Raw genomic sequence first — 25,483 nt, forward strand, 5'->3', positions numbered from 1 at the left:
ATAATGATAAAAAAATAGTAGTTGGACTGTTAAAGGATGCTAAGCCTGCTTTGCTCTTTTATTTTAACACGTTGAAAGCGCGTTCTCAAAAGCTTATATCATAAAAGGGGAAAGTTCACTGGCTATATAACGCTTTTCTTAAATATGAAGGAACACGTTGTTTTGTTCATAAAACTTTTTTTATTTACTTTATGTTCCCATTAGATGGCCTAACATCCTACCCCATTATTGTACACCAATTGTGTTTCAAATAAAGAAAAAATTCAAATTAGGGAGAACAGACCGTTATTCGCACGGGAGAGGGTGCCTTTTTGAACGGGTTCGCTTATAATAGACGGGAAGAAACAAAGGAGGCCTACATAATGAATACATTGATTTTTGATTTAGACGATACACTGTTATGGGATAAAAAAAGTGTGGAAGAATCCATCCGGGCAGCCGCTTTGGAGAGTACGGCTTACGGAGCAGACGCAAAATCGCTCGTACAGTCCGTACGTCAGTGGGCTCCAAAGCTTTATGCCGAGCTTGAAAGCTATACGTTCACTCAAAACATAGGTATTAATCCATTTGAAGGACTTTGGGGAGCTTTCGGAGATATTCACGATCACCGGTTTCGACTGATGGAAAAGCTTATTAAAGAATATCAAACAGCTGTATGGAAAAAAGCACTGATTGATCAGGATATACAAAATGAAGAACTCGCGGTGTACCTTGCCGAACAGTTTGTGTTTCACCGCAGGCATCTGCCCTTTGTATACCCGGATACGTTTGAAGTTCTTGAGGAACTCAGCTCCCGTTATCAGCTTATTCTACTGACAAATGGAGCTCCTTCCCTGCAGCATATTAAACTGCAGATGACCCCGCAGCTGGTGCCTTATTTCTCCCATATTATTATTTCAGGAGCATTTGGAAAGGGCAAGCCGGACCCCTCTATTTTTGAGCACGCTTTAACACTTGCTGATGTAGACAAAGAAAAAGCCTTGATGATTGGCGATAATCTTTATACGGATATTTTAGGCTCCAATCGCGCAGGCATTTCCAACATATGGATTAACCGCGAGAATAAACCGGCTGACGAAAAAGTACCCGCTTCCATTCAAACGACTGATCTTTGGGAAACCACTCATGCCGCAGATGCTTTTTTTCAAAAAAATAAATAGAATATAAAAACCACAGTTACTGGAGAAGAAGGCACTAGTCTTCTTCTGTTAATTCCAGAAAAGGCCGCATTTTTTTTATATACCGCCTTAGTTTAAAAAAAGCTTCTCTTTTTACTTTCTGGTCTTTTACCACTTTCCCTATCGCTTTAATGTCAGGATAAACCCCATAGTAATGATATTCGACCGGTATTGTCATTTCATAAAGAATCGTACCCTCTGAAACATGAATGACTTCTGCTTTAACGACAGCAATTCTCGTGTCCAGTTCATCTTTAGGCTGTTTCTCTGTAATTTTTTCGATCTCAAAAATATACTGCACTGTGCCAGCTCCCGTCCGCTTCTTTGTATAAACTTTTTTTCTATAATAACGTCTAGGCAATTACTGCTTTTTATTGCCTGTCGTTCATGCTAAAATGGCTTCATAGCAATTATCTGAACATTCCATCAACCGTCCAGCTCTTTCTTTTTGTATAAGGAAATGTTATTTTTATAATGAAATTCAAGATTTTATACAGTGCTCTTTGCGTCAAATATGGAGTATAATTAGAAAGTCTTATTATTTTATGCAAAAAATATACATAAAGAGGTGTCGACATGAATTATTCTTCTCCAACTAAGCCCCCGGCGGCCCGGGGCTCTATGCTGCGTTTTCTGGTTCCATCTATTATAGGGATCCTGCTATTTATGGTCCCTGTATCTATTGGAGGAGAAGTGACTATTGTAGTAGCTATTCTCGCCAACTGGCTTCAGGGGGCGATAGGTCCTGCCCTTCCGTATATTGCAGCTGCCTTTATGCTCGCTGCTGTTATTGGGACTGTCACCGTACGCTTTGTACATGTTTCTTCCCCCTTTCTTCAGACTTTATTCAACGTTTCGCTGTTCTGGCTGATTGTAAGGGTGCTGGGATTTATTTTTGCCGTTATGGTCTTGTTTAGTATCGGCCCGGAGCCGATTATTTCAGAGTTTACCGGCGGACTGCTTTTGTATGACCTTATTCCGGTACTTATTTCCGTCTTTCTGTTTGCTGGCTTATTCCTGCCGCTGCTGCTTAACTTCGGCCTGCTTGAATTTGCCGGCGCTCTGCTCACACCTATTATGCGGCCGCTGTTTAAGCTCCCCGGACGGTCTTCGATTGACTGTGCGGCCTCCTGGATGGGAGACGGAACCATCGGCGTACTGCTGACAAACCAACAGTATGAACAGGGCTACTATACTAAACGTGAAGCGGCCGTGATCGGCACGACTTTCTCTGTCGTTTCCATCACTTTCAGTATTGTAATATTAGAGCAGATGGATCTGTTGAGCTATTTTCTCCCTTATTACTTTACAATTATCGCAGCAGGTTTTGTAGCGGCTGTTATTATGCCGAGAATTCCTCCGTTGTCCAGAAAAAAAGATGACTTTTTCAGAACACGCACGAAGCAGTCCTCGGAAGAACGCCCGGCTTCTGTCAGCACGTTTTCCTGGGGTATCCGCCAGGCGGTTTCTAAATCCGGCGAAAATGGCGTTCGTTCTATTTTTACCGGCGGTATCAAAAATGTTCTCGACATGTGGATCGGCGTTCTGCCGATTGTGATGGCGCTTGGTACGCTGGCAGTGATTGTGGCTGAATTTACTAACTTCTTCGCCATCATTGGCGCTCCATTCGTTCCGCTGCTGACACTCATGCAGGTTCCGGAAGCGGCCGCAGCGTCTGAATCCATGCTCATCGGATTTGCCGATATGTTTCTCCCTGCTATCTTGGGATCTGGCATCGAAAGTGATATGACCCGGTTTATTATTGCCAGTTTATCCGTTACCCAGTTAATTTACATGTCTGAAGTCGGCGGACTGCTTCTTGCATCAAAGCTGCCGGTATCGTTTCTTGATCTTGTTATAATCTTTCTGGAACGGACCATTATTACACTGCCTGTTATTGTAGTCTGCGCCCACTTTATCTTTTAATCCAGAAAAAAAAGCATCCGCCCCCGAAAGGGCCGGATGCTTTTTTATACTTCTTTTCTCTCTTTTCCGTACCATTCATCAAGCACTTTAGCATCTAATACTTGTTTATCAATAAAAGCCTGCTGCGAATCATTAAATACATCTTTCCAATTCACGTCCAGGTCCTCGGCATGTTTTACTGTCGTAAGAAGCTCCTGCCATGCCACGTAACGTTTGTACCAGAAAAACTGCGGCTGCTCGTTCATATAAGGATATAAATCATCAAATGCAGTGTGCTTACAGTCGATTGTTCTTTCAAATTGTTCTTTGGATTCTTCAAGCTTATGAATTAGATATTTCCCAGTATCTTTTGACACGATCCATTCACTCCCTATCCCTTACCTTTACCCCATTTTATAACAACTTGTTTCGATAAGTAAACCGAACCGGTCAGGAAACTTTCATTCTGTTGTTTCCGCTTGCAAAAAAATAACAAAAAAGCCCTCCAGCCGGAGAGCTTCTTCAATCAGGATTCTAATCAGCTGATGCCGCGCATCCGCTTTTCCATGTTATTCATCTTAAAATCTTCTTTAAATTCTTTTTCAAAGCTTTTAATTAATTTAATCAGCTTTTTCTTTGTATAGGAAGAGCTTAACAGTCCTTTATTAATCAAATATTTATTAAGAAAGTCCATCCGTCCGCTTTCATATTTACTGCGGTTATCCACGAGTTCTAAATAAGTGTAAATCGCAGCCTCCAATGAATCTTCTGCATCAGCAAAGTCATTGTAGCGATCCAGAAACATCCGGTAATTATTTTCACTCAGCATATTCAATAGTACAGTCATAAACTGCTCTTCTCTACCTTTTATACTGTAGCCTTTTTTCTCCAGAAGCCGGATAAAAATGGAAAGATCCGTATTGTAAAAATCCAACGCCAGGCGCATTTCACTTGTCACATGCAAAGAAATAGAAAATTTACCCTGTGAACGGGCAAGGAGACGATTATGAAGCGCTCTCGCTACCCCTGCATTCAATAAAAAAGATGGATGAATCGTATATAAATATTTTTCCATTTCTGAATAAAGCAGATGGTTCTGCTTTTCTTCGACTGTTTTTTGTTCTTCATACATTACTTGTTCGGACGCAGCATATGCTTCCATTCTTTCAGCGGTCTCGTTGGACCATACCGTTCTTTTCTGGCTGTATTTCTCTCTCAATGCTTTCAACATGTGAAAGCCCCCCTTCATGCTTGGACTCCATATCTATTTTATGTCCCGTTTTTATGATTGTCTGATCGACCAAAGAGTAGTGTATCATACAACAATGAAAAATAAAATAGAGTATATGCAAGTTTATGAACATAAATAAGCGGTGAGGGCTTCTGAATAAGCTAAATCATCATATATTCCGTTTTATTCACATATATGGCCTATAATTTCGTAAATAATAGAAGCAGGCTAATGACGGTCCAGTTGTTTAGATTGAACGAATGTTTTCATATACTGCCTTTTGGAACGACCTAAAAGCTCCTGCATCTGCCCTGCCCATGTGATGGACTTCCTGCCCGACGTCCGGTTTTGATAATACGCCTTAATTACTTCGTCATAAGAGTGATAGGCTTCGCTCAACGCAGCCTTATCTTTTCTATAAGCTTCTTTATGAAAAACAGTTTCCAATGGAAGCCTTGGTTTAATATCTTCTCTTTTTTCAGGATATCCTACCGCCATTCCAAACAATGGGACTACATAATCCGGGGTTTCCACCAGTTCATCCACTCCCTGTAAGTTGTTACGTATGCCGCCTATATAGCATATTCCAAGTCCAGAGGACTCGGCAGCAACTGCCAAATTCTGCGCCGCCAGCGCAGCATCAATGACGGCCACCATAAACCCTTCCGTGCTTTCAGTGGAAACACTTATATCCGTATCACCTGTTTTCAACAGTTCTTCGTGACGGTTATAGTCCGCACAGAATAGAAAAAAGTAACCATTTTGTTCTACGTACTGCTGGCCTCCCGCTAGTTCGGCCAATTTTCTTTTTTTGAGCGGATCTTCTATACCAATAATCGTGTAGGCCTGAACAAAGCTCGAAGTTGAAGCCGCCTGAGCAGCACGTACGAGCAGTTCGACCGTTTCTGTATCAAGCGCTATGTCTTTAAACTGCCTGACCGAACGGTGGTCCAGAAGCGTTTCTATCGTTTTATTCATATTTATTCTCCTTTTTACGTTTATTTCGAAAAAAAAACACGCTGCATCAGCGTGTTTTATTGTGAGTTAGGTTGTAGGCAGTAAAAAAAAGAAATGCAGACTGCAGGCACTGCACGTCTTTTTTTCACTAAAATTATGTAAGGGTTCGTTTAAGCTACTAGACTTCTTTAGTGCCAAGGCTTATTTCCAGGCCTTCTTTGACACGCTCCATCGTTTCGTCGTCCAGATGAGTAATTTTATCTGTAAGGCGCTGCTTATCAATTGTACGCAACTGTTCCAGCAAAATCACGCTGTCCCTATCAAAACGATGTTTCTCGGCATCAATTTCTACATGGGTTGGAAGTTTGGCCTTTTTAATCTGGGCCGTGATTGCAGCTACAATAACGGTGGGACTAAATCTATTCCCAATGTCATTTTGAATGATAAGAACGGGTCTTACCCCTCCCTGTTCCGAACCTACAACTGGAGACAAATCAGCAAAAAAAACGTCGCCTCGTTTTACTATTTTTTTGGATGAATAGTGATCATGACTACGTTCACTCAACTCATCTGTTCACCTCCTTGGTCTTATTTCAGGAAATAAGAAACGCCAAAGAAGGCGGTTTCAGCTGCCTATCTGGCAGCTAAAACCAATTCTCCGACAGTTAGGGCTTCAGATTCCGCTTCTTCAAACTCACGGCAAACCTGTGCATTAAGCTGGGCCATTTCCAAATAGCCATGCTTCATTTTTTCCTGCATGTCTCTAGATTTTCTTTTCTTAATCTGTTCGAGAAGTACATCGTGAAAAAATGAATCTTTTTCCTGTTCCGTTAAATGTTTGATCTCAGAATAAAGATCTTCTCTAAGTTCAAACGCTACTTGGTGAAATGGTGACATATCAAAATGACCCCCTGCATATTTATTCCTTACCCTCAGTATAAAGCAAATATGCGTGTATTGAAAATAATATTTTTCTTTTTTTTGTATTTCCCTATAATAAAGCCTTTTTTATTGATAAATATAGGCTAAAGCTAGTGTCTTATTTTTATTTATCTTATCGAAATAAAAACTATTGCATTATACTATAATATTTGATATGGTGGCGTTACAACAAAATGTAATATCCTACTTCTTTTAGAAGAAGTGAGGTTAGAGGTGCAAATGCTATCAGTAATCTGCCGGAGAAACTTGAGTTTCTGTGAAGGCTGATAAAAGGAGTATTTGCCGAAGCTTCTATTATTCTCAAGAATTAGAAGCTGGTTTCGTATTTAACAGGTGCGGAACTGTCATGCAGCCACCCGGCTGTATGGAGGGCTATCTCACGCTTTAACGGTTCTTATAATCCCGGAAACGTTAAACAGCAATGAGGTCTCTCCTGTTGCTGTTTTTTTGTATGGAAAAACGCTTCGGGAAAGTACCTTGCCCTCACTCTATTCGTTTTGTGATTTTGAAACATAAATCTCAAGAAAAGGGTGATTGTAATGATGAATTTTGGAAGAATCAGTACAGCAATGGCCACGCCATTTGATAAAGATGGGGAGATTGATTTCCGCTCCCTTACGAGACTTGTAAACCATTTAATCAGCACTGGAAGCGAAAGTCTTGTCGTAGCAGGTACAACCGGTGAGTCACCTACGCTCAGCCGCGAAGAAAAGCTGATGCTTTTTGAACATGTTGTATACGTAGCCAACGGCCGGGTACCGGTTATTGCGGGTACCGGCTGTAACAACACGCACGCTTCTATGGAATTAACAAAACTTGCCGAAAAAACTGGCGTAGATGCCGTCATGCTCGTTACTCCTTATTATAATAAGCCTTCCCAGGAAGGTATGTACCAGCATTTCAAGGCCGTTGCCGAGGCAACGACCCTTCCGGTTATGCTTTATAATATTCCGGGCCGCAGTGCAGCAGGAATGATACCGGAAACGGTTATCCGCCTTTCTGAAGTCGAAAATATTATGAGCGTGAAAGAAGCGACCGGCAATTTGGACTGGGCATCACAGATCATTTCCAGCACTCCTGACTCCTTTCTCGTTTACAGCGGCGATGACAGCTTAACGCTGCCTATGCTCTCTATTGGAGGCACTGGTATTGTATCTGTCTCTTCTCACATTATTGGAAATGAAATGCAGGATATGGTGCAGAGCTTTTTAAATGGAAATATCGCTTATGCTTCCAAGCTTCACCGGGAGCTGCTTCCAGTCATGAAGTCTATGTTCTCCGCACCAAATCCAGTTCCTGTAAAAGCCGCTCTTGAAATGCAGGGCATTGTTTCCGGGGACGTTAGACTGCCTATGGTACGCTTGACAGAAGAAGAAGCTGCGCTGGTTTTTACCGCCATTGAACCGAAAAAATCGCTTTATGTTGGATAACACGTTATACTCATTATAAAAAACAGCCCCGCATCCAGCGGAGGCTGCTTTTTTTCGAAAAGAGGCACGAGGCTGTGAAACACCTTTTTTTATGGATTATACGGGGCTATCAGCGGTTTATTTCACCCTATACCCCACCTACCTGTCGTTTTTATCCTACCTGCTCCCAGTATGGATATGAAGCCTTTTCCCGATTTGGAGCCCTCAAAGGCGCCTGGCTCACGATAATACGAATTTGTAAATGCCATCCTTTTCACCCGGGCGGTATTGATTATGTCCCAGAGAAACAAAAAAAAGAAAAGCTTTAATAGGCTTTTCTTTTTTGTATCCACTTTTGTTCAAGATAACCTGTCCCCATTAAGACACCGGCTACAATTAATAAAAAGCCGACCCCCTGCAGCATATAGATAGATTCTCCTAAAAATATAACAGAACTTACCATTCCAAAAAAAGGAACAAAGTTGTTAAAAACGGCAGTTTCCCCTGCTCCTATCTTCTGAATGGATAAGTTAAACACCTGATGACCTAAAGCGGTTGCCAATACGGAGGAGCCAAGGAAAATCAGCCAGACGCCAGCCGGTATCTCTCCAAGCGGCGGCAGCCCTCCCGGTTCAAGCAGCGTACTAAACACGAATAACCCCGCCGAACCAATAACAAACATCATGCCGGTCACCAGCCTTGGAGACAAATCAATCGTCGCTTTTCTAATAAACACAAAGCTCAATGCCTGGGCAAACACTGCAGCAAGCATCAGTATATCCCCGGATGCCACACTCCCCGGCCCGCTCCCGGCACCTGCCGCAATGACCAGACAGACGCCGACAAATGCCGAAACAATCCCGATAAACTTAATTCTCGTAAAAGGGTCTCCTAAAATAAGCAGGGCCAGGATAGAGGTAAAAATGGGAACGAGTGCCACGATTAGCGAGCCGTTTACGGCCGTTGTGTTTGCGAGTCCAAATGCCAGGAACAGATGATGAGCCGTTACTCCTGTTAATGACGCAAAGGTAATGTACACCGCCTGTTTCTTCGTCAAACGCCGCCATTCTCCTTTGAGGGAAATAATAACTGCCAGCACTACGCCGGCTAATAGAATTCTCCATGACTGCATTGCAGCTGGAGGCACGTATTCCACCAGTATCTTAATCGCCACTACATTCATCCCCCAGGCAATCATTACGGCAAATAACAGCATATAATTTATCCACTGTGCTGAACCATTCATAAACAAGACCCCTTTATACTCCTATGCTTTGAAACCAGTGAAGCCCGCTTAATAAAAAGATAAAAACAACATACACCGTTACTAAAAAAGGGGTGTTTTTTTTAATCAGTTTCCAGGCAGGCACATTCATGAGATTAGACGCCATAAGAACCGAACCGGAAAAAGGAGAAAACTGCGTCGCCAGCATCCATGCGGCCAGCATCAGCATCCCCATAAACGAAGGCGTCACGCCAAACAAAGCCGGATCAAGCGAGCCTCCTATCCCAATAACAATAATAACAGGATGAATTCCTATAAAGGCCAATCCCATAGCCATTGCCATTAACAAGGCAGCAAGAACCGGCACCGCTCCCCCCGACCAATCAATTAATACACGGGTCAGCACGTCCCCAGCCGGACTCAAAGATAACGCCTCTCCAAAAAAACCAGCTGTAATAAAAATACCAAGTTCATTATATAATCGTTTAAAACTCCAGCTTACCTGCTCATGGGCACTTATAATATATCTCCGGAACATATGAAGCACCGCTGCCCAGATTAAAGGATAGATCAATCCCAATAAAACAACGACCGTCAGCATCCCGAACGGCAGGATCATTTCCATTGTAAAGGATAGGAGAAGCAAAAGAACAACAAATAGTAAGAACAGCCCAAGCTGCCTTTGCAGAAAAACCGGCTCTTTGTTTTCCGTGCGGTTTACCCGTTCATCCGGATCAGCAAATGCAGAAGACGGGAAAAACAAGGCTACAATCACACTATAAAAGACGGCCATGATCAAGCCGTAGCCTCCAATGTCTGTCCACGATAAATCGTATAGTACCAGAATCAGTGCTACATTAACAAAATAAGGGGACCAGAGCATGCAAAATCCAAAACCCCTAATAATCAGCAGGCCGAAACGTTTATTCTCGAAGGCGGTAAAACTCTCAGAACCAATTTTATGTACAAGCGGCATCGAACCAAGGTTTAATAATGATCCCATTCCGGCTGTTAACACATATCCAAACAGATAGGGCCTGGACCGGTGTTTTTGTTCTCTTTTCTGCAGGGCATGCTGCAGCGCTTTTAAAAAGCCGGCCCTGCTCATAAACACCCCAAAAAGCGGAACGAGGATAAACAAAGCAAGCAGGTTCATGTTTTCTCCTAAACTAAAGAGCATAAGAGAAAACGTTTCCCGATAGAATATAAACATCCAGAACCCGCTGCCGAGCAGCAAAATAATAATACTTCTCGTAAACCGATCCATTTTCGAAAGGGAAAATAAAAGCAGTACCCCGGCAGCCGTGCTGTATGTATACACAGCACCCGGCATGGAAAATATCTCATCAGCTAAATAAAACAAGACCGCCAGAAAGGTAATATAGCCCAGTAACCGTTCCAATATTGATATATGCTGCATGAGTTTTCACATCCCGCCCAATGCTTGTAGTAGAGTCCATTTTAAAACAATATTTTCATCGTACCACCTCCGTCGGGGTTTGCAAAGCACTCCTGCCCAGAGAAAAAGCCTCCGGCTGTATTCAACCGGAGGCTTTCGCTTCGTTTCCTATCGTTAGAAAAGCTGTTTGCTTTTACTCGAATTTGCTTCTTTTACGTAAAGCGGCCTTGGAACGTCTGCGAACGTTTCACATCCATTTTCCGTAATAAGAATAGACTCGGTAATCTCGACGCCGTAATTATCAAGCCAGATGCCCGGCATTAAATGAAACGTCATATTCGGCTGCAAAATCGTTTTGTCACCTTTTCTGAAGCTGACGGTATGCTCGCCCCAGTCCGGTGGATAGCTTAGTCCAATAGAATACCCGAGCCGGGACTCTTTGTAATAGCCGCGCTTTGCAATCGTACGGCTCCAGACCGCTTCTACTTCTTCTGCGGTCATTCCAGGCTGAATGGCATCAAGAGTTGTTTCAATGCCCTCCTGAACGACTTTGGAGAGTTCCGTTACTTTATCCGGTGCATGGCCGATGGCCATCGTTCTCGACATCGGCGTATGATAGCGCTTATAGGCGCCGGCTATTTCAATTGTTAGATAGTCTCCCTCTACGTAACGACGGTCTGTCCACGTTAAATGAGGGCTTGCCGTATTTTCACTCGTTGGGATCATCGGTACAATCGACGTGTAGTCGCCGCCGTATTCAGCTGTACCCCGTATCTGTGCTGCGGTGATGGCCGCTGCTACATCATTTTCCCTTACTCCTACATCTGCCGTTTCATAGGCTGCCGCCATTGCATTTTCCAGAATTCTTGCAGCCCGTCTCATATATTCTATTTCCAGATCTGATTTAATTAAACGCACCCAGTTAACGAGTGTATTATAGTTTCTGAATTCGGCATCGGGGAGCTGGGTTGTAATACGCTCATAGCACATTGCCGTGAAGTAAAACGAGTCCATCTCCAAACCGATCTTCCTGGATCCCTGACCAATCTCAATAAGAATATTTGCTACAAAATCCATTGGATGCTTAATAGAAGACTGCACAAACTCATCCGGATAAGGAATAATATGATTCTCGTCAAGCCAAGTGGTCACTTTTGCGCTGTGCGCATCCATTTCCCTGCCTATCCAGATAGGCTGCTCTTCGTCTATCATAACAACCAGTATTTGGTGTACGTAAAACGACCAGGCGTTATATCCCGTTAAATAGTACATGTTAGACGGGTTGGAAACGAGCAGCACTTCTATTCCATATTCCATCATTTTTTGCTTTGTATGGTTCATCCGAACTTTATATTCATCAAGAGGAAACATTTCTCCACTCCTTCACAGCCGATTTTTTTAAAAATCTTCCAACTTGAAACAAATAATCCGCTTTTCCGACATTTCCTCAATCGCAAAGGCTACTCCTTCACGGCCGAGACCCGAACCTTTCACTCCGCCGAAAGGCATCGCATCGATACGAAAATCACTGCTGTCATTTATCATAACGCCGCCGACGTGCAGCCTGCGCGCAGCCTTCATCGCAGCATCAATATTTTTAGTGAAAATGCCTGCCTGCAGGCCGTAGTTCACCTGATTGGATCGTGTAATCGCCTCATCAAGCGAGTCCACTGGGAAAATCATCACAACCGGACCGAATACTTCTTCTTTTACAATGGTCGCATCTTCCGGCACATTTTCAAGAAGGGTTGGATGATAAAGGGCCCCTTCGCGCTTTCCGCCGGCTAGTATATTTCCTCCGGCATCGAGTGCGTCCTCCACCCATTCCTGCACCCGCTTGGCTTCTTTTTCATTAATCAGCGGGCCCATGTCCGTGTCTTCAGATAGCTTTCTGCCTAATTTCACCGAGCTTACTGCTTTAGTCATGTGCTTTTTAAATTCATCATATACGCTGGATTCGATAAATATCCGCTGCACGCCGAGGCAGTTCTGCCCGGAAGCGGCAAACGCTCCGGATGTAAGAGAAGCCGCTGCTTTTTTCAAATCTGTATCCGCCATAACGATGGCCGGTGAGTTTGAACCAAGTTCCATGGATAATTTTTTAAGACCGGCTTTTTTTGCAATGGCTTCTCCTGTTTCCAGTCCGCCGGTAAAGCTGATCATGTTTACTTTACTGCTCTCTACAAGCGTGTCTCCAATGTCCCTGCCTCTTCCTGTAATAACAGTAAGAACCTTTTTAGGAAGCCCGGCATGCATTAGTGCTTCTGCGAGCTTTAGAGCGCTCAGCGGTGTCTCAGTAGCCGGCTTTACAATGATGGCGTTACCCGCAGCAATACCCGGGCTCACTTTGTGGGCTACAAGGTTTAACGGGTCGTTAAACGGCGTAATTGCAGCAATAATACCTACCGGAAAGTGATAATAATAGCCCATCCGGTTTTCATTTCCGGGCATTTGATCAAAATTAATTGATTCCCCTGTTAAGCGCCTTGCCTCTTCTGCACCAAGTCGAAGCGTTTCAGCGGCACGTTTTGCTTCCCCGCGCGCTTCATTAATTGTTTTACTGCCTTCTTTGGCTATCGTTTCTGCAAATTCTTCCCTGCGCTCATCAATATAAGCTGCTGCTTTATTTAAAATATCCATTCTTTCCCGTACAGTAAGGGATTCTGCAATAGCGGCTCCTTCTTCAGCCACTTGAATAGCATATTCCATGTCTTCCTTTGCAGCCGCCGGCACGGAATCAATCTGCTCTCCATTTTCAGGGTCATATACAGGAATACGATCTTCACGATCCACCCATTCTCCGCCTAAAAGCATTTTTCTTCCAGCTGTTTTCGTCGCCATATTGCTTCTCCACCTTTCTCGTACTGTTAAATAGATTATTTTTTCATGTTCAGCAGGTCTATCAGCAGGGCAAAACCGGTTTCCGGTATACCTGCCCCCGCACCAATCAGCGTCACAGGTCCCGATAAATCGCATTCGTACGTTACCGCATTCAGCGCGCCGTTAATTCCGGCAAGCGGATCATCGAGCTTTAAACGTTCCGGTGCAACGGAGGCAGTTACCCTGCCCTCTTCCTGGACTACTTTGCCTATCAGCTTCCAGGTTTCCCCGTTTTCTTTCGCTTCTTTCATATCAGCAGGTGTAAGGCTGGTAATGCCGCTTCTGGACACTTCTTCTTTTGTAATAGAGGCTCCCATTACGACATTAGCCATAATCACCATCTTGTACATGACGTCGTATCCTTCGATGTCATTCGTCGGATCTGCTTCCGCAAAGCCTTTATCCTGCGCTTCTTTTAACGCTTCCTCGAACTCAAGCCCCTGGTCCATCCTCATCAGCATATAGTTTGTAGTGCCGTTAAAGATGCCCTTGATTTCCCTGATATCGTTGCCTGCCAGAGAAGTCAGCGGCATGCGTATAGCCGGTGTCCCGCTCATCACCGTTCCCTCAAAAAGGAACGCTACGCCTTTTTCAGAAGCCAGTGCCTGCAGTTCTTTTACCGCAAGGGCTACAGGTCCTTTGTTGGTCAATACAGCATTTTTCCCGGCTTCGAACGCTTTTTTACAGTGGTCAATCGCCGGCTGTCCGGTATTTACATCCGTAAACGTAATTTCGATCATCGTATCGGCATTTGATTTTTCTATCGTTTCGATACTGTCCCAGCCTCGTACTAGCCCGCTGCTTTCCGGATAGCCTTCCAGCGTTTTGTGCTGTTTCAGAGAATCAAGCACCTTCTCGAGATCAAGTCCGTCCGGGTCATGAATGGACCCTTTGTACAAATCGGAGATAGAGACCACTTGAAAATCGGTACCGTACTGCTCTTTTAGTTTTTCTTTTTTATCGATGAGAATAGAGGCTAGTCCCTGCCCTACTCCTCCAAATCCAATAAATGCAAGCTTATGTGCCATACGCTCTCTCCTTTTCGGTTTACGTATTACTTCTTTTGCTGTGACGAAGGGCTGCATTTACTAGTATAGCTGCGCCGACTGGAAGCACTGCCTCTTCGAAATCAAACAGCGGCATGTGAAGCCCACTGTGGCTGCGCCCGGGTATTCCGGCTCCAATAAACATCATAGCCGCCGGCACTTCTTTCGCCACGTGGGCAAAATCTTCTCCCCCCAGCCCGTATGGCTCCTGCAGAATAGTCATTTCAGGAAACAGGTCTGCTACAGTATCATCTAGAAACTGCACCGTCTTCCGGTCATTTAATAAAGCCGGTTCCCCGCGGTGGGTAGAGAGCGTGTACGTTCCGCCGAGCGAATCAATAACATTAAATGCCTGTTTTAATTCCCGCTCCATCCGGCTGCGTGTGCTTTCGTAATAGCTGCGCATTGTGCCTCGTATATACACTTTGTCTGGAATTACATTGTAGCTGGACCCTGCTTTAATTTCCCCAATACTTATTACGGCAGGTTCAAGCGGAGAAATCCGCCGGGAACTTACTCCTTGAATGGCCTGCAGGAGAAACGAAAGCATCCACGTCGGATCAGTTCCCAGATGTGGATAGGCGCCGTGCCCGCCTGTTCCTTCAATAACTGCTTCAAAAGTATCCACGCTTGCCATACTCGCGCCTTCATGAAGTCTGACGCTCCCCAGAGGATGTTCCGGGTCTATATGGAGCGCATAAGCCTGGTCCACATCATCATAGATCCCGCTTTCCAGCATATAAGACGCTCCCGTTTTGCCGGCCCGGTCCGTATCTTCCTCGGCAGGCTGAAAAATAAATTTAATCGTTCCGGCTGCGTGCTCTATATTTTCAGCAGCAAGTCGTGCTGCACCCAGCAGCATAGCGGCATGAGCATCATGGCCGCAGGCGTGCATCACTCCTTCATTTTGGGAAACGTAGTGATGGTCATTTTCTTCTGTTATAGGCAGCGCGTCAATGTCTGCGCGCAGGGCGGTAACCGGACCTGTCCCCCGCTTCAGAATTCCAACGACACCGGTTTCAACCCCGGTGTCTTTTTTGCCTTTTAATACGGTCATTCCTCGGATTTTCTCCAGCTTTTCAGCAATAAAAGCGGATGTGTTTGTTTCCTGAAAGCTGAGCTCCGGGTATTGATGAAGCTCTCTTCTCCAGGAAGTAAGCTGCTCTGTCATAGCTTTTGCCTGAGTATAAATGTGGTGGCTGGAGTCCATGCATCTAGTCAACCTTTCTTTTAATAGCTTTTGGCTGCAACCGGCTCCGGCAGACACGCCAGGGCCTGGTTTAAATCTCTGATCAGGTCATCGGTATCTTCAATACCTGCAGAATAACGTACGAGGCTTTCCGGGATACCCAGTGCCGCTCTTTCTTCCGGCGTGTTTTCCACATGGCTCGTGGTTCTGGCCGGGCCTACCGTCGTTTCGACTGAACCGAGGTTTGCTGCTCTATTGGCCAGTTCCAATTTAGGAAGAAACAGCTTTACTGCCTCCAGTCCGCCTTTCATAGAAAAGCTGAACATCCCTCCGAAATCTTTCATCTGCCTTTTAGCGATGTCGTGGCCTGGGTGATCTTCAAGTCCCGGATAAAATACTTCGTCTATTTGATCATGATTTTTAAGAAACGTTGCAATTTTCATAGCGGATTCGCACTGCTGCCTTACACGGAGATGAAGAGTCTTCATGCCGCGGATCATAAGATAGGCAGCCATCGGATCCATAGTCGCCCCATTGATTTCACGATAATGATACACCTGTTCAACAAGCTCTTTGCTTCCACAGATTACGCCTCCAAGAGCATCGGCGTGGCCTCCAAGAAACTTCGTAGCACTGTGAAGAACCAGATCCACTCCGTATTCCAAAGGATTTTGGTTAATAGGGGTGGCAAACGTATTATCTACAAAAACAAGCGCTCCGGCATCGTGCCCGATTTTAACCATCTTTTCAATATCTGTAATTTTAACGGTTGGATTGGTCGGTGTTTCTAAATAAAGGACTTCGCAGCCTTTATTTACTTCTTCTTCAATCTGGGCCTCGTTGCCCGTTTCACAGAGCATAACATCTATATTCATCTGCGGCAGGAATTCGCTGAAAATCTTATTTGTCCCGCCGTACGTATCTTTAACAGAAACAACACGGTCTCCCGGGCGCAGAAACGTAGCAAGGGAGTTGCTGATGGCAGCCATTCCTGTTGAAAAGCTGGTTGCCGCTTCTGCTCCTTCAAGCTCCTGCACTTTTTTTTCAAAGGATTCAACGGTTGGATTCGTGTTTCTACCATAGATATGGCCTTTTGTTTTACCGATTGCTACATCATACCAGTGGTCTAAATCATCATACGTATAAGCCACGCTGTGTACTACAGGAACCTGGGATGCCCCAAAAGCACGGTATTCCTTTTCGCCTGCCCATACTGATTTTGTTGAGGCTTTTACGTTGTTATCTTTAAATTCTGTCATTTTAAACCACTCCTTATTCGTATACAATTTCCTGTCTACCTTTATTGTATAGAAAGATTTATTATAATCCATTCGTCAAATTGTATGAAGTTTCTGACTAAGCGTTTGACAAGTTGGATAATAGATTATCTCCCATAAACATATGCTACAATAAATGCAATAGAATACACTGTAGAAAAAAGTGGGGTGATACCTTTGTTTACCGTAAAAGATGTAATGGATCTTCCAGTGATGGATCAATCATTCCTGCTTACAGCTTATGAAGCAAGCAAACAAAACCAAGTAGAATGGGTATCAATTATTGAAGCCCCTGTAGAAGATTTTGTCCGTAAAAATGAGGTCGTGCTGACGACCGGTATCGGCTACAAAGACCATATAAACAGCCTGCTTACTTTTGTGCAGGAAGTAAGGGAGGCCGGGGCGGCCGCGCTGGTAGTGTCGATAGGCCATTACATACCACAGCTGCCGGAATCTGTCATATCCTATTGCAGTGAACAGAAGTTCCCTCTTGTTCAACTTCCCTGGGACGTACGGTTCAGCGAAGTAACCCAGCAGATCTCTTCTGCTTTAAACCAGGAAGAACGGGACGCTGTGAAGCGATCCGACGGCATTCGAAAAGAACTGCTGGAGATCGTCCTTCGCGGAGAGGGGCTTGGTGAAATCACCTTTTATCTTCAGCAGCAGCTGGAGATGCCGGTCATTGTGACAGACCGCCGCGGCCGTTTGAAACACCAGACACGAAATGCCGAAAGGCTTAAATTGCTTTGGAACGATTATCTTCTTAACCAGGGAGATCCTCTTTCCTACTCCTATGAAGACGGCGTGGACGCAAAGACCCTTCCAAGCAACATGCATTGGATCAGCACCAGCCAATCCAGCATCCTGCAGCTGACAGTGCAGACAGCACGGGAAATTCAGGGGTTTATTTTAATTCAGTGGCCTAGTAAAGGAATAAAAGCGGAAAAAGAACTGCTTGACCACCTCATTCTTTTAGAACATGCAGCGACAACGTCTGCTTTATGTTTTCTGCATGACCAGACGGCACTGGAAACCGAGCTTCGCTTAAAGGATGATTTTGTATGGAGCCTGGCTAAAGGAACGTTTGACTCGCTCGATGACGCTTTATCGCGGGCCAAATCTTTGAACTATGACCTGGATACAGAATATTTATGCCTGATCGCAAAGCCGGAAAACAACAGCCAGCTTTTTAAGCACGGCAATCACGCGTCGCATTCTTATTCTACCTGGCTCCGCTCCATTGGGGACGTTCTTGAGGAAGAAACGTACCATGCCGGGCGCACTATGAACATAAAAACAATGAGCACCTTCCAAAAAGAAGAATTGATCATATTTGTGGAACTTTTCACCGAAAAAAGCATTGAAACCGCCTATCCTTTTATTGACCTGCTGCAATACCGGCTTGAACAGAAAAACCCCCAGGCTGTTGTATCCTGGGGAGTGGCAAAAACGTATGGACGCTACTGCTTTAACGTTAGTTTTCAGGAAGCAAAAGCGGCGCTTGATATCGGGCATGCCCACAAAGAGAAGGGATTTATCAGCACATTTGCTGACACTCGTTTTGACCGCGCTTTATTTGCCATGACGGAAAATGAGGAACTTGAAGAAATTACAGAGATTACTATCGCTCCTCTCCGGAAGTATTCAAAAGAAAGGGGAATAGACCTCGTGCACACTTTTGTCGTCTACAATCAGCATAAAGGAAATGTGAGCCAGACGGCACGGGCATTGAATCTTCACCGCCAGTCCCTTTTGTACCGGTTGAAAAAAATTGAGAACCTTACCGGCTGCAGCCTGGATGACTCTGACGAACTGTTTCTTATTGATTTATCCGTAAGACTTCATATGCTTCGTTCCGGAACGCCCTACGGCTTTTCGTCTTTGCATTAAAACGTATAATCTTCGGCTGCTTTCTGCAGTGTCTCGAGAGACTTCTTGTCAAAAGGAGTCTCTTTGTTTTCCAATTCCTCAAAATAGGCAGTGTATGCCTGCTTTAATGTTTCGTTGTAGCTGCTGCCGCACAGCTCGGCCTCTTTAACCATAGCAGTTGGAATCCAGACTTTTTCAAATTCCGCCAGCGCTTTACGCTCGTGAAACATCGCTACATCCACCTGATTCGGATTATGCAGGTCCCCCTGTTTTGGATGTTTACGAACTTCCCGGACTTTGATCAGTGATTTATCGTTTTTTTCATCTATTTTCTCTCCGATGTATACCCCTGTTTTATAAGGAACACGAACAATAGCTGTTTCCATAGTATCTCTTCCTCCTGTTTAGTAAATGTTTCAGCCTCCGGGTGTTATCAGCACAAACCAATCCCACAGTCTTTCAGACCAGGGAGTTAACGTGTCATCTGCAAACGGACGGAGACTGCTTAGTCCGAACACTTCGTCTGCTACTATAATAGCAAAGGAAAGCATAACCGTAATAATGGTGGCAGTCAGAATCAATACAATCACCGCAGCATAGACGGCTAGTATTCTAAGTAGAAATTTCCATGCTTTTTTCATAATTTCCCTCGTTTATTTAAGTGTTTTTTTCATCTTACCAAAGTTTTGCAAAAAAATCATTTTTAATATGGTTTGTGAAATTATATAAAATGCCTAAAAGAAACACCCGGCTGCCCGGGTTATTCTTTTATACTAAATTGGTTGCACCCATTAAATATCTATCGCATTCTCTGGCTGCTTCACGGCCTTCGTTAATAGCCCAGACGACAAGGCTCTGCCCTCTTCTGCTGTCACCGGCTGCAAATATGCCTTCACGGTTGGTTACATATTTACCGTATTCCGCCTTCACGTTGCTGCGGCTGTCGGTTTCTATTTTCATATCTTTTAAGATGCCCTGCTCCGGTCCGGTAAACCCTACCGCAAGAAGAATCAGTTCAGCTTTCCAGACACGCTCTGTATTTGGAATTTCTGTACGGATTTTTTCTCCGTCTTTCCATTCCGTTACTACATCAATCGTATGAAGCTCTTTTACATTCCCATTTTCATCGCCGACAAATTTCTTTGTCATCACTTTATACGCACGTGGATCTTCTCCAAACACAGCTTCTGCTTCTTTATGCGCATCTTCTTTGCTGTGAACGATTGGATAAAGCGGCCATGGATTGTTTTCTTTTCTTTCCTCATCTTTTTGCACGTTAATATCAAATTGAGTAAGTGACGTACAGCCGTGGCGGAGAGATGTTGTTATGCAGTCTGCTCCGGTGTCCCCGCCGCCGATTACGATGACATTTTTATTTTCCGCATTGATATATTTATTATCGGAGTACTCTGAATCAAGAAGGGATTTCGTATTCTGGCGTAGAAAATCCATCGCATAATGAATCCCTTTGAGATCATTTCCTTCTGCCGGGACGTCGCGGTGTACTTGAGAGCCCGTGCACAAAATAACAGAATCGTAGTCGTTGGTCAGCTCTTCTGAAGAAATATCTTTGCCAATTTCTACGCTGGTGCGAAATTCAATGCCTTCTTCTCTCATAATATTCAACCTGCGGTTAACAATATGAAAAGGAAGTTTCACGTCAGGAATACCGTATGTCAGTAAACCGCCGATCCGGTCATCTTTTTCGAACACCGTCACCGAATGGCCGGCTTTATTGAGCTGGGCGGCAGCGGATAGGCCGGCCGGCCCTGAGCCGATCACGGCTACTTTTTTGCCGGTTCTTTTCTCAGGAATCTGTGGTTTAATCCATCCTTCTTTAAAGCCTTTTTCTACAATTTGAAATTCTATCGATTTAATGGAAACAGGATCATCGTTGATAGCTACCGTACAGGAACCTTCGCATGGTGCCGGGCAGACTCTTCCAGTGAATTCCGGAAAATTGTTCGTTTTATGAAGCCTTGTTAATGCTTCTTTCCATTTCCCCCGGTACACTAAATCATTCCATTCAGGAATAAGATTGTAAACAGGACAGCCAATATCGCCGGAACCAGGCATGGATGTACCTGTCTGACAGAAAGGGATTGCGCAGTCCATACAGCGCGCTGCCTGCTTTTCTACTTTTTCTTCAGGCATAATAATCGTAAACTCCTGCCAGTTTTTCACTCTGGCAAGCGGGTCTCTCTTTGATGGAGTCTCTCTTTTATACTCCATAAATCCTGTAGGTTTCCCCATTTCCTTCACTCCAAACATTCTTTTCTAGTCAATCTATGTGTGAAAGCAGGGGAAGAAAAACGTCTTCCCTTATCCTGCCTTTTTAGTTTTTACCAGCTTCCGCCTTGCTGAGCTTGCTTTCATCAAAAGCCTGCATGATCGCTTCCTGCTCATCAAGTCCGCTGTCTTTTGCTTTTTCAATAAACGACAGCATCTGCTTAAAGTCATGCGGTATTACTTTTACAAATGCATTCACTTTATTGTCCCAGTCCTGTAGAAGACTCTCTGCAAGGGCACTATCTGTATATTTGAGGTGGTTTTCCACCATCTGCTTTAGTTCCTTTTTGTCTGCGTCGGTTTCCACTTTCTCAAGATGCACCATTTCTGTATTGCAGTGGGTTTCAAAATGACCGTCTGTATCAAGAGCATACGCCACTCCGCCGGACATTCCAGCTGCGAAATTCCGTCCGCAGGTGCCCAGGTTCACGACAACTCCGCCGGTCATATATTCGCACCCGTGGTCTCCAACGCCTTCCACAACGACATTTATACCGCTGTTTCTAACGGCAAAGCGCTCTCCCGCCATTCCACGTACATAGGCTTCACCGGAAGTAGCTCCATAAAAGGTGGTGTTTCCAATAATAATGTTTTCCTCTGCAATGAATGTAGCCTCATCGGGCGGCACTACAGTGATCTTTCCACCGGATAAGCCTTTTCCGATATAGTCATTGGCATCGCCTATCAGGTTCAGCGTCATCCCTTTTGGAACGAATGCACCAAAGCTCTGGCCGGCGGACCCTTTAAAGGTAAACCGGATCGTATCATCCGGCAGCCCGGCACTTCCATACTTTTTCGTAACCTCACTGCCGACAATGGTTCCTGTTACCCGGTCCGTATTCTGAATTGAAAATTCTCCGAATACCGGCTCACCGTTGTCAAGAGCTGGCTTTGCGGCTTTCATCAGCGTTGTGCGGTCAAGTGAAACATCAAGGGAGTGATCCTGTTTGATTGTTCCAAAATGCTTGGACTGGTCCAGCTTTCTTGGACGATACAATAAATTAGTCAGATCAACTGTACTTGCTTTCCAGTTGTCTACTTCCTGTTTCTGCTCCAGAAGGTCCGTGCGTCCTACCATTTCATCGATGGTTTTAAAACCAAGCTCTGCCATGATCTCACGCATTTCTTCTGCTACAAATTCCATAAAATTGACTACATCATCCGGTGTGCCCATAAACTTCTTGCGAAGTTCCGGGTTCTGCGTTGCTACGCCGACCGGACACGTATCCAGGTGACAGACTCTCATAATAATACAGCCGAGAACAACAAGCGGTGCCGTAGAAAATGCATATTCCTCTGCGCCCAGAAGCGTAGCAATAGCTACGTCTCTTCCGGTCATCAGCTTTCCGTCTGTTTCCACTGTAATACGGTCCCGAAGGTTATTAAGCACCAGCGTCTGGTGGGTTTCCGCCAGGCCGATTTCCCACGGAAGGCCGGTATGCTTAAGGCTTGTTCTGGCAGCTGCTCCCGTTCCTCCGTCGTATCCGCTGATTACGAGATGATCGGCACGGCCTTTGGCAACACCGGCAGCGATCGTTCCTACTCCGGTTCCGGAAACAAGCTTTACACTCACCCGGGCTTCTGGATTGGCATTCTTCAAATCATGAATCAGTTCCGCCAGATCTTCAATGGAATATATATCATGGTGAGGCGGTGGAGAAATCAGGCCTACTCCAGCCGTGGTGCCTCTTACTTCTGCTACCCATGGGTACACTTTATTGCCGGGAAGCTGGCCGCCTTCTCCTGGCTTGGCTCCCTGCGCTATTTTAATTTGAATTTCGTCGGCATTTACCAAATAGTGACTTGTCACGCCGAATCTTCCGGACGCTACCTGTTTAATCGCACTTCGTTTCAAGTCTCCATTTTCTTCCGGATTAAAACGCTTCGGGTTTTCCCCGCCTTCTCCTGTATTGGACTTTCCTCCAATTCGGTTCATGGCAATCGCTAATGCTTCATGGGCTTCTTCCGAAATCGACCCAAAAGACATTGCTCCTGTTTTGAATCGTTTTACAATATCGGATACCTGCTCTACATCTTCGATAGAGATCGGGTTCAGGCCATTCTTTTTAAAAGCAAGCAGCCCCCGGAGCGTCGTTTGATCTTTTTCCTGCTTATCGATTGCTTCGGAATATTTCTTGAATAACTTATAGTCCTTGCGTTTAGTTGCATGCTGAAGCATATGGATCGTATGCGGATTATACTGATGCGGTTCACCATTTCTTCTCCATTGCAGATCATCACCCGGATCGAGGGTTTTGTCCTGTCCTGCAAGTTCCGTATAAGCACGGCGGTGCCTCATCATCACTTCTTCACCGATCATATCAAGCGTTACGCCTCCGATACGTGAAGGTGTCCACGTAAAGTAGTCGTCCACCACCTGCGTATCAACACCGATCGCCTCAAATATCTGGGCGCCGCGGTAGCTCTGAATAGTGGATATGCCCATTTTGGACAGTACTTTCATAACTCCCTTTGTAACGGCTTTAATATATGTCTGAACGGACTCCACGTAGGAAGTATCTTCGAGCAGGCCGTCCCTGACCATTCCATCAAGGGAGTCGAACACGAGATAAGGGTTCACTGCTTCTGCACCGTAGCCCAATAGCACGGCAAAATGGTGTACTTCTCTTGGTTCTGCCGATTCAACCACCAGACTGACCTGCGTACGCAGACCGTTACGGATTAAGTGATGGTGCAGTCCGGACAAGGCAAGGAGTGCTGGAATTGGAGCATAGTTTTTGTTAACATCCCGATCGCTTAAGATAAGGATGGTAGCGCCCTGCTCAACGGCACGGTCAGCTGCATGAAACAACCTGTCCATCGCAGGTTTCAGGCCTCTTGCCCCTTTTTTGCTTTTAAATACCATAGAAAGCGTGACGGACCTTAAGCCTTCAGTTCTATTTGACCGAAGTTTTGCTAACTCTTCGTTGTTAATAAACGGCGTTTTCAAATAAAGATGTCTTGCACTTTCCGGTTTCGGATGGAGCAGGTTGCCCTGACGTCCAATTGAAGTGCCGACAGCCGTTACCAGTTCTTCACGTATTGCATCAATAGGCGGATTGGTCACCTGGGCGAAAAGCTGTTTGAAATAATTGTACAAAAGCTGCGGACGTTTAGAAAGCACCGCCAGCGGGGAATCGTATCCCATAGAGCCAACAGGGTCTGCTCCTTCGAGCGCCATCGGTTTGATCATTTTTTCCATTTCTTCATACGTATAGCCGAAAGCGAGCTGTTTTGTTTCAAGCTGCTCGAAATCCGTATTGTAAACCTCACGGCTTTCCAATACATCTTCCAGATCAATCATATGTTCTTCTACCCACTGCTTGTAGGGCTTTTCGGAAGCAATTTCGTGTTTGATCTCTTCATCCGGAATGATTCTGCCTTCTTTCATATCTACAAGCAGCATCTGACCGGGGTGAAGTCTTTCTTTATAAAGTACATCTTCCGGCTCAATATCAAGAACGCCAACCTCGGAAGACATGAGTATGTGATCATCTTTAGTTACATAGTACCGGGCAGGACGGAGTCCATTCCGGTCCAGACAGGCTCCTACCTGGCTGCCGTCTGTATAGGCTATCGCTGTAGGGCCGTCCCACGGCTCCATCAGCGTGCTGTGGAATTGGTAAAATGCTTTTCTTTCTTCGCTGATTGAAGCATCATTCTGCCATGGCTCCGGGATCATCATCATTGCTGCATGAGGCATTCTGCGGCCGGCAAGCGTCAAAAACTCAAACGCGTTGTCAAACATAGCCGAGTCGCTTCCGCTTTGGTCGATGACAGGAATTTTATTAATATCTTTTTCGAACACTTCTGAACGAAAAATAGCTTCTCTGGCGTGCATCCAGTTTACATTTCCTTTGATTGTATTGATTTCGCCATTGTGAATTAAATAACGGTTCGGATGGGCTCTTTCCCAGCTTGGAAATGTATTCGTTGAAAAACGCGAGTGAACAAGCGCCACCGCTGTATCAAACGAAGGATTAGAAATATCAAGATAAAATTCCTTTACCTGTGCTGTTGTAAGCATGCCTTTGTAGACAATCGTCCGCGAAGAAAAGCTGGCAAAATAAAACGCATCATTTTCCTGAAGCCCGTTTTGCGCTTCATCTTCGCTGCGCTTTCGTATAACATACAGCGCCCGTTCAAATGCTTCCCTGCTTTTTATATGATCAGGACGTTTCACAAACACCTGACGGATCGTCGGCATCGCTTTTAAGGCAGCTTTTCCGAGCGTGCTGTCATCATGCGGCACATCTCTCCACCCAAGAAGTTCTGCACCTTCCTGGCTGATTATATCTTCCACCTGCTGCTCGCACTTTTCGCGTCTTGATGCATCATTGGATAGAAAGGCCATTCCTACTCCGTAAAAGCCTTCCTCAGGAAGAGAAAATTCTAAGTCCGCTTCTTCTTTAAAGAAACGATGCGGAACCTGCAGCAGTACTCCTGCGCCGTCTCCTGTGTTTGGCTCATCACCCTGGCCGCCTCTATGTTCAAGATTTCTTAAGATCTGCATCGCTTTTTCTACTATATCGTGCGACCTTTTTCCTTTAATGTTTGCAAGAAAACCAATACCACAGTTATCATGCTCAAATTGAGAGTCATAAAGACCCTCCCTCCGTGAATATACAGGCTTTGTCATTGCCCTCTCCACCCCTCTGCTACTATATATAATTCATTTACTTCTTAT

22 protein-coding genes and 1 riboswitch are annotated in these 25,483 nt (G+C 44.9%); of the genes, 5 read left to right on the forward strand and 17 right to left on the reverse strand.

The window, feature by feature from the left end; genetic code table 11:
• The first annotated feature begins 362 nt into the window (after window positions 1-362).
• The gene (locus tag AC5W14_RS06430) at window positions 363-1,160 is read left to right on the forward strand and encodes an HAD family hydrolase (RefSeq protein ID WP_496193961.1); all 798 of its coding nucleotides are present in this window, start codon (window positions 363-365) and stop codon (window positions 1,158-1,160) included.
• A gap of 34 nt (window positions 1,161-1,194) precedes the next feature.
• Here the strand turns inward: AC5W14_RS06430 and AC5W14_RS06435 are convergent, their stop codons facing one another.
• The gene (locus AC5W14_RS06435) at window positions 1,195-1,479 is read right to left on the reverse strand and encodes a hypothetical protein (RefSeq protein WP_496058518.1); all 285 of its coding nucleotides are present in this window, start codon (window positions 1,477-1,479) and stop codon (window positions 1,195-1,197) included.
• Window positions 1,480-1,754: 275 nt separating this feature from the next.
• Between AC5W14_RS06435 and AC5W14_RS06440 the strand changes: the two genes are divergently transcribed.
• Entirely contained in the window at window positions 1,755-3,104 is a 1,350-nt protein-coding gene (locus tag AC5W14_RS06440; protein WP_496193962.1) for a YjiH family protein, read from the forward strand.
• Window positions 3,105-3,148: 44 nt separating this feature from the next.
• Here the strand turns inward: AC5W14_RS06440 and AC5W14_RS06445 are convergent, their stop codons facing one another.
• From AC5W14_RS06445 to AC5W14_RS06465, 5 genes are all read right to left on the reverse strand, one after another.
• Window positions 3,149-3,460: a hypothetical protein gene (locus AC5W14_RS06445; protein WP_496058520.1), complete on the reverse strand. Its 312-nt coding sequence runs from the start codon at window positions 3,458-3,460 to the stop codon at window positions 3,149-3,151.
• 161 nt (window positions 3,461-3,621) lie between these two features.
• Entirely contained in the window at window positions 3,622-4,314 is a 693-nt protein-coding gene (locus AC5W14_RS06450) for a hypothetical protein (protein ID WP_496058521.1), read from the reverse strand.
• A 228-nt stretch (window positions 4,315-4,542) separates the two neighbouring features.
• Window positions 4,543-5,292 carry an oxygen-insensitive NADPH nitroreductase gene (gene nfsA / locus AC5W14_RS06455; protein WP_496058522.1) on the reverse strand — a complete coding sequence of 250 codons (750 nt, stop codon included), beginning with the start codon at window positions 5,290-5,292 and terminating at the stop codon, window positions 4,543-4,545.
• Between the two features lie 157 nt (window positions 5,293-5,449).
• Entirely contained in the window at window positions 5,450-5,797 is a 348-nt protein-coding gene (locus AC5W14_RS06460) for a type II toxin-antitoxin system PemK/MazF family toxin (RefSeq protein WP_120193571.1), read from the reverse strand.
• A gap of 107 nt (window positions 5,798-5,904) precedes the next feature.
• Window positions 5,905-6,168, reverse strand: a complete 264-nt coding sequence (locus AC5W14_RS06465; protein WP_496058523.1) for a hypothetical protein — start codon at window positions 6,166-6,168, stop codon at window positions 5,905-5,907.
• Window positions 6,169-6,413: 245 nt separating this feature from the next.
• A riboswitch (Lysine riboswitch) is annotated at window positions 6,414-6,596 on the forward strand.
• 159 nt (window positions 6,597-6,755) lie between these two features.
• Here AC5W14_RS06465 and dapA point away from each other — a divergent pair.
• The gene (gene dapA, locus AC5W14_RS06470; protein WP_496194114.1) at window positions 6,756-7,643 is read left to right on the forward strand and encodes a 4-hydroxy-tetrahydrodipicolinate synthase; all 888 of its coding nucleotides are present in this window, start codon (window positions 6,756-6,758) and stop codon (window positions 7,641-7,643) included.
• 74 nt (window positions 7,644-7,717) lie between these two features.
• Window positions 7,718-7,951, forward strand: a complete 234-nt coding sequence (yidD, locus tag AC5W14_RS06475; protein ID WP_496058524.1) for a membrane protein insertion efficiency factor YidD — start codon at window positions 7,718-7,720, stop codon at window positions 7,949-7,951.
• Here yidD and AC5W14_RS06480 read toward each other — a convergent pair.
• From AC5W14_RS06480 to AC5W14_RS06510, 7 genes are all read right to left on the reverse strand, one after another.
• Window positions 7,948-8,868 carry a DMT family transporter gene (locus tag AC5W14_RS06480; RefSeq protein WP_496058525.1) on the reverse strand — a complete coding sequence of 307 codons (921 nt, stop codon included), beginning with the start codon at window positions 8,866-8,868 and terminating at the stop codon, window positions 7,948-7,950. The two genes, yidD and AC5W14_RS06480, sit on opposite strands and share 4 nt — an antisense overlap.
• Before the next feature lie 13 nt (window positions 8,869-8,881).
• Entirely contained in the window at window positions 8,882-10,267 is a 1,386-nt protein-coding gene (locus tag AC5W14_RS06485; RefSeq protein WP_496058526.1) for a hypothetical protein, read from the reverse strand.
• 153 nt (window positions 10,268-10,420) lie between these two features.
• Window positions 10,421-11,617 (reverse strand): M24 family metallopeptidase, encoded by a 1,197-nt coding sequence (locus tag AC5W14_RS06490; protein WP_496058527.1) that lies wholly within the window; start codon window positions 11,615-11,617, stop codon window positions 10,421-10,423.
• A 27-nt stretch (window positions 11,618-11,644) separates the two neighbouring features.
• Complete coding sequence (locus AC5W14_RS06495; RefSeq protein ID WP_496058528.1) at window positions 11,645-13,087, reverse strand: aldehyde dehydrogenase family protein; 1,443 nt, start codon at window positions 13,085-13,087, stop codon at window positions 11,645-11,647.
• Window positions 13,088-13,122: 35 nt separating this feature from the next.
• Window positions 13,123-14,154 (reverse strand): homoserine dehydrogenase, encoded by a 1,032-nt coding sequence (locus tag AC5W14_RS06500; protein ID WP_496058529.1) that lies wholly within the window; start codon window positions 14,152-14,154, stop codon window positions 13,123-13,125.
• Window positions 14,155-14,173: 19 nt separating this feature from the next.
• Window positions 14,174-15,343 carry a M20 metallopeptidase family protein gene (locus tag AC5W14_RS06505; RefSeq protein WP_496193963.1) on the reverse strand — a complete coding sequence of 390 codons (1,170 nt, stop codon included), beginning with the start codon at window positions 15,341-15,343 and terminating at the stop codon, window positions 14,174-14,176.
• Window positions 15,344-15,402: 59 nt separating this feature from the next.
• Window positions 15,403-16,620, reverse strand: coding sequence for a cystathionine gamma-synthase family protein (locus tag AC5W14_RS06510; protein WP_496058531.1), 1,218 nt, complete (start codon window positions 16,618-16,620; stop codon window positions 15,403-15,405).
• 186 nt (window positions 16,621-16,806) lie between these two features.
• On the opposite strand from AC5W14_RS06510, the gene AC5W14_RS06515 reads away from it, so the two are divergent.
• Window positions 16,807-18,528: a PucR family transcriptional regulator gene (locus AC5W14_RS06515; protein ID WP_496193964.1), complete on the forward strand. Its 1,722-nt coding sequence runs from the start codon at window positions 16,807-16,809 to the stop codon at window positions 18,526-18,528.
• Here the strand turns inward: AC5W14_RS06515 and kapB are convergent.
• The 4 genes from kapB to gltB form a co-directional block, all read right to left on the reverse strand.
• On the reverse strand, window positions 18,525-18,893 hold the full coding sequence (gene kapB / locus AC5W14_RS06520) for a sporulation phosphorelay system protein KapB (RefSeq protein WP_496058533.1): 369 nt from the start codon (window positions 18,891-18,893) through the stop codon (window positions 18,525-18,527). The two genes, AC5W14_RS06515 and kapB, sit on opposite strands and share 4 nt — an antisense overlap.
• 30 nt (window positions 18,894-18,923) lie before the next feature.
• Entirely contained in the window at window positions 18,924-19,148 is a 225-nt protein-coding gene (locus AC5W14_RS06525) for a hypothetical protein (RefSeq protein ID WP_496058534.1), read from the reverse strand.
• A 127-nt stretch (window positions 19,149-19,275) separates the two neighbouring features.
• On the reverse strand, window positions 19,276-20,760 hold the full coding sequence (locus tag AC5W14_RS06530) for a glutamate synthase subunit beta (RefSeq protein WP_496058535.1): 1,485 nt from the start codon (window positions 20,758-20,760) through the stop codon (window positions 19,276-19,278).
• Between the two features lie 82 nt (window positions 20,761-20,842).
• Window positions 20,843-25,435, reverse strand: a complete 4,593-nt coding sequence (gltB, locus tag AC5W14_RS06535) for a glutamate synthase large subunit (RefSeq protein ID WP_496193965.1) — start codon at window positions 25,433-25,435, stop codon at window positions 20,843-20,845.
• Window positions 25,436-25,483: the final 48 nt, after the last annotated feature.

This window comes from Sinobaca sp. TMA16-18, from assembly GCF_059510535.1.

Excerpts from the sequence above, each read along its gene's own strand:
- AC5W14_RS06430 (WP_496193961.1), top strand. The coding sequence starts at position 363 with ATGAATACATTGATTTTTGATTTAGACGATACACTGTTATGGGATAAA.
- AC5W14_RS06440 (WP_496193962.1), top strand. The coding sequence starts at position 1,755 with ATGAATTATTCTTCTCCAACTAAGCCCCCGGCGGCCCGGGGCTCTATG.
- AC5W14_RS06450 (WP_496058521.1), bottom strand. The coding sequence starts at position 4,314 with ATGTTGAAAGCATTGAGAGAGAAATACAGCCAGAAAAGAACGGTATGG.
- nfsA (WP_496058522.1), bottom strand. The coding sequence starts at position 5,292 with ATGAATAAAACGATAGAAACGCTTCTGGACCACCGTTCGGTCAGGCAG.
- AC5W14_RS06465 (WP_496058523.1), bottom strand. The coding sequence starts at position 6,168 with ATGTCACCATTTCACCAAGTAGCGTTTGAACTTAGAGAAGATCTTTAT.
- dapA (WP_496194114.1), top strand. The coding sequence starts at position 6,756 with ATGAATTTTGGAAGAATCAGTACAGCAATGGCCACGCCATTTGATAAA.
- AC5W14_RS06480 (WP_496058525.1), bottom strand. The coding sequence starts at position 8,868 with ATGAATGGTTCAGCACAGTGGATAAATTATATGCTGTTATTTGCCGTA.
- AC5W14_RS06485 (WP_496058526.1), bottom strand. The coding sequence starts at position 10,267 with ATGCAGCATATATCAATATTGGAACGGTTACTGGGCTATATTACCTTT.
- AC5W14_RS06490 (WP_496058527.1), bottom strand. The coding sequence starts at position 11,617 with ATGTTTCCTCTTGATGAATATAAAGTTCGGATGAACCATACAAAGCAA.
- AC5W14_RS06495 (WP_496058528.1), bottom strand. The coding sequence starts at position 13,087 with ATGGCGACGAAAACAGCTGGAAGAAAAATGCTTTTAGGCGGAGAATGG.
- AC5W14_RS06500 (WP_496058529.1), bottom strand. The coding sequence starts at position 14,154 with ATGGCACATAAGCTTGCATTTATTGGATTTGGAGGAGTAGGGCAGGGA.
- AC5W14_RS06505 (WP_496193963.1), bottom strand. The coding sequence starts at position 15,343 with ATGACAGAGCAGCTTACTTCCTGGAGAAGAGAGCTTCATCAATACCCG.
- AC5W14_RS06510 (WP_496058531.1), bottom strand. The coding sequence starts at position 16,620 with ATGACAGAATTTAAAGATAACAACGTAAAAGCCTCAACAAAATCAGTA.
- kapB (WP_496058533.1), bottom strand. The coding sequence starts at position 18,893 with ATGGAAACAGCTATTGTTCGTGTTCCTTATAAAACAGGGGTATACATC.
- AC5W14_RS06525 (WP_496058534.1), bottom strand. The coding sequence starts at position 19,148 with ATGAAAAAAGCATGGAAATTTCTACTTAGAATACTAGCCGTCTATGCT.
- AC5W14_RS06530 (WP_496058535.1), bottom strand. The coding sequence starts at position 20,760 with ATGGGGAAACCTACAGGATTTATGGAGTATAAAAGAGAGACTCCATCA.
- gltB (WP_496193965.1), bottom strand. The coding sequence starts at position 25,435 with ATGACAAAGCCTGTATATTCACGGAGGGAGGGTCTTTATGACTCTCAA.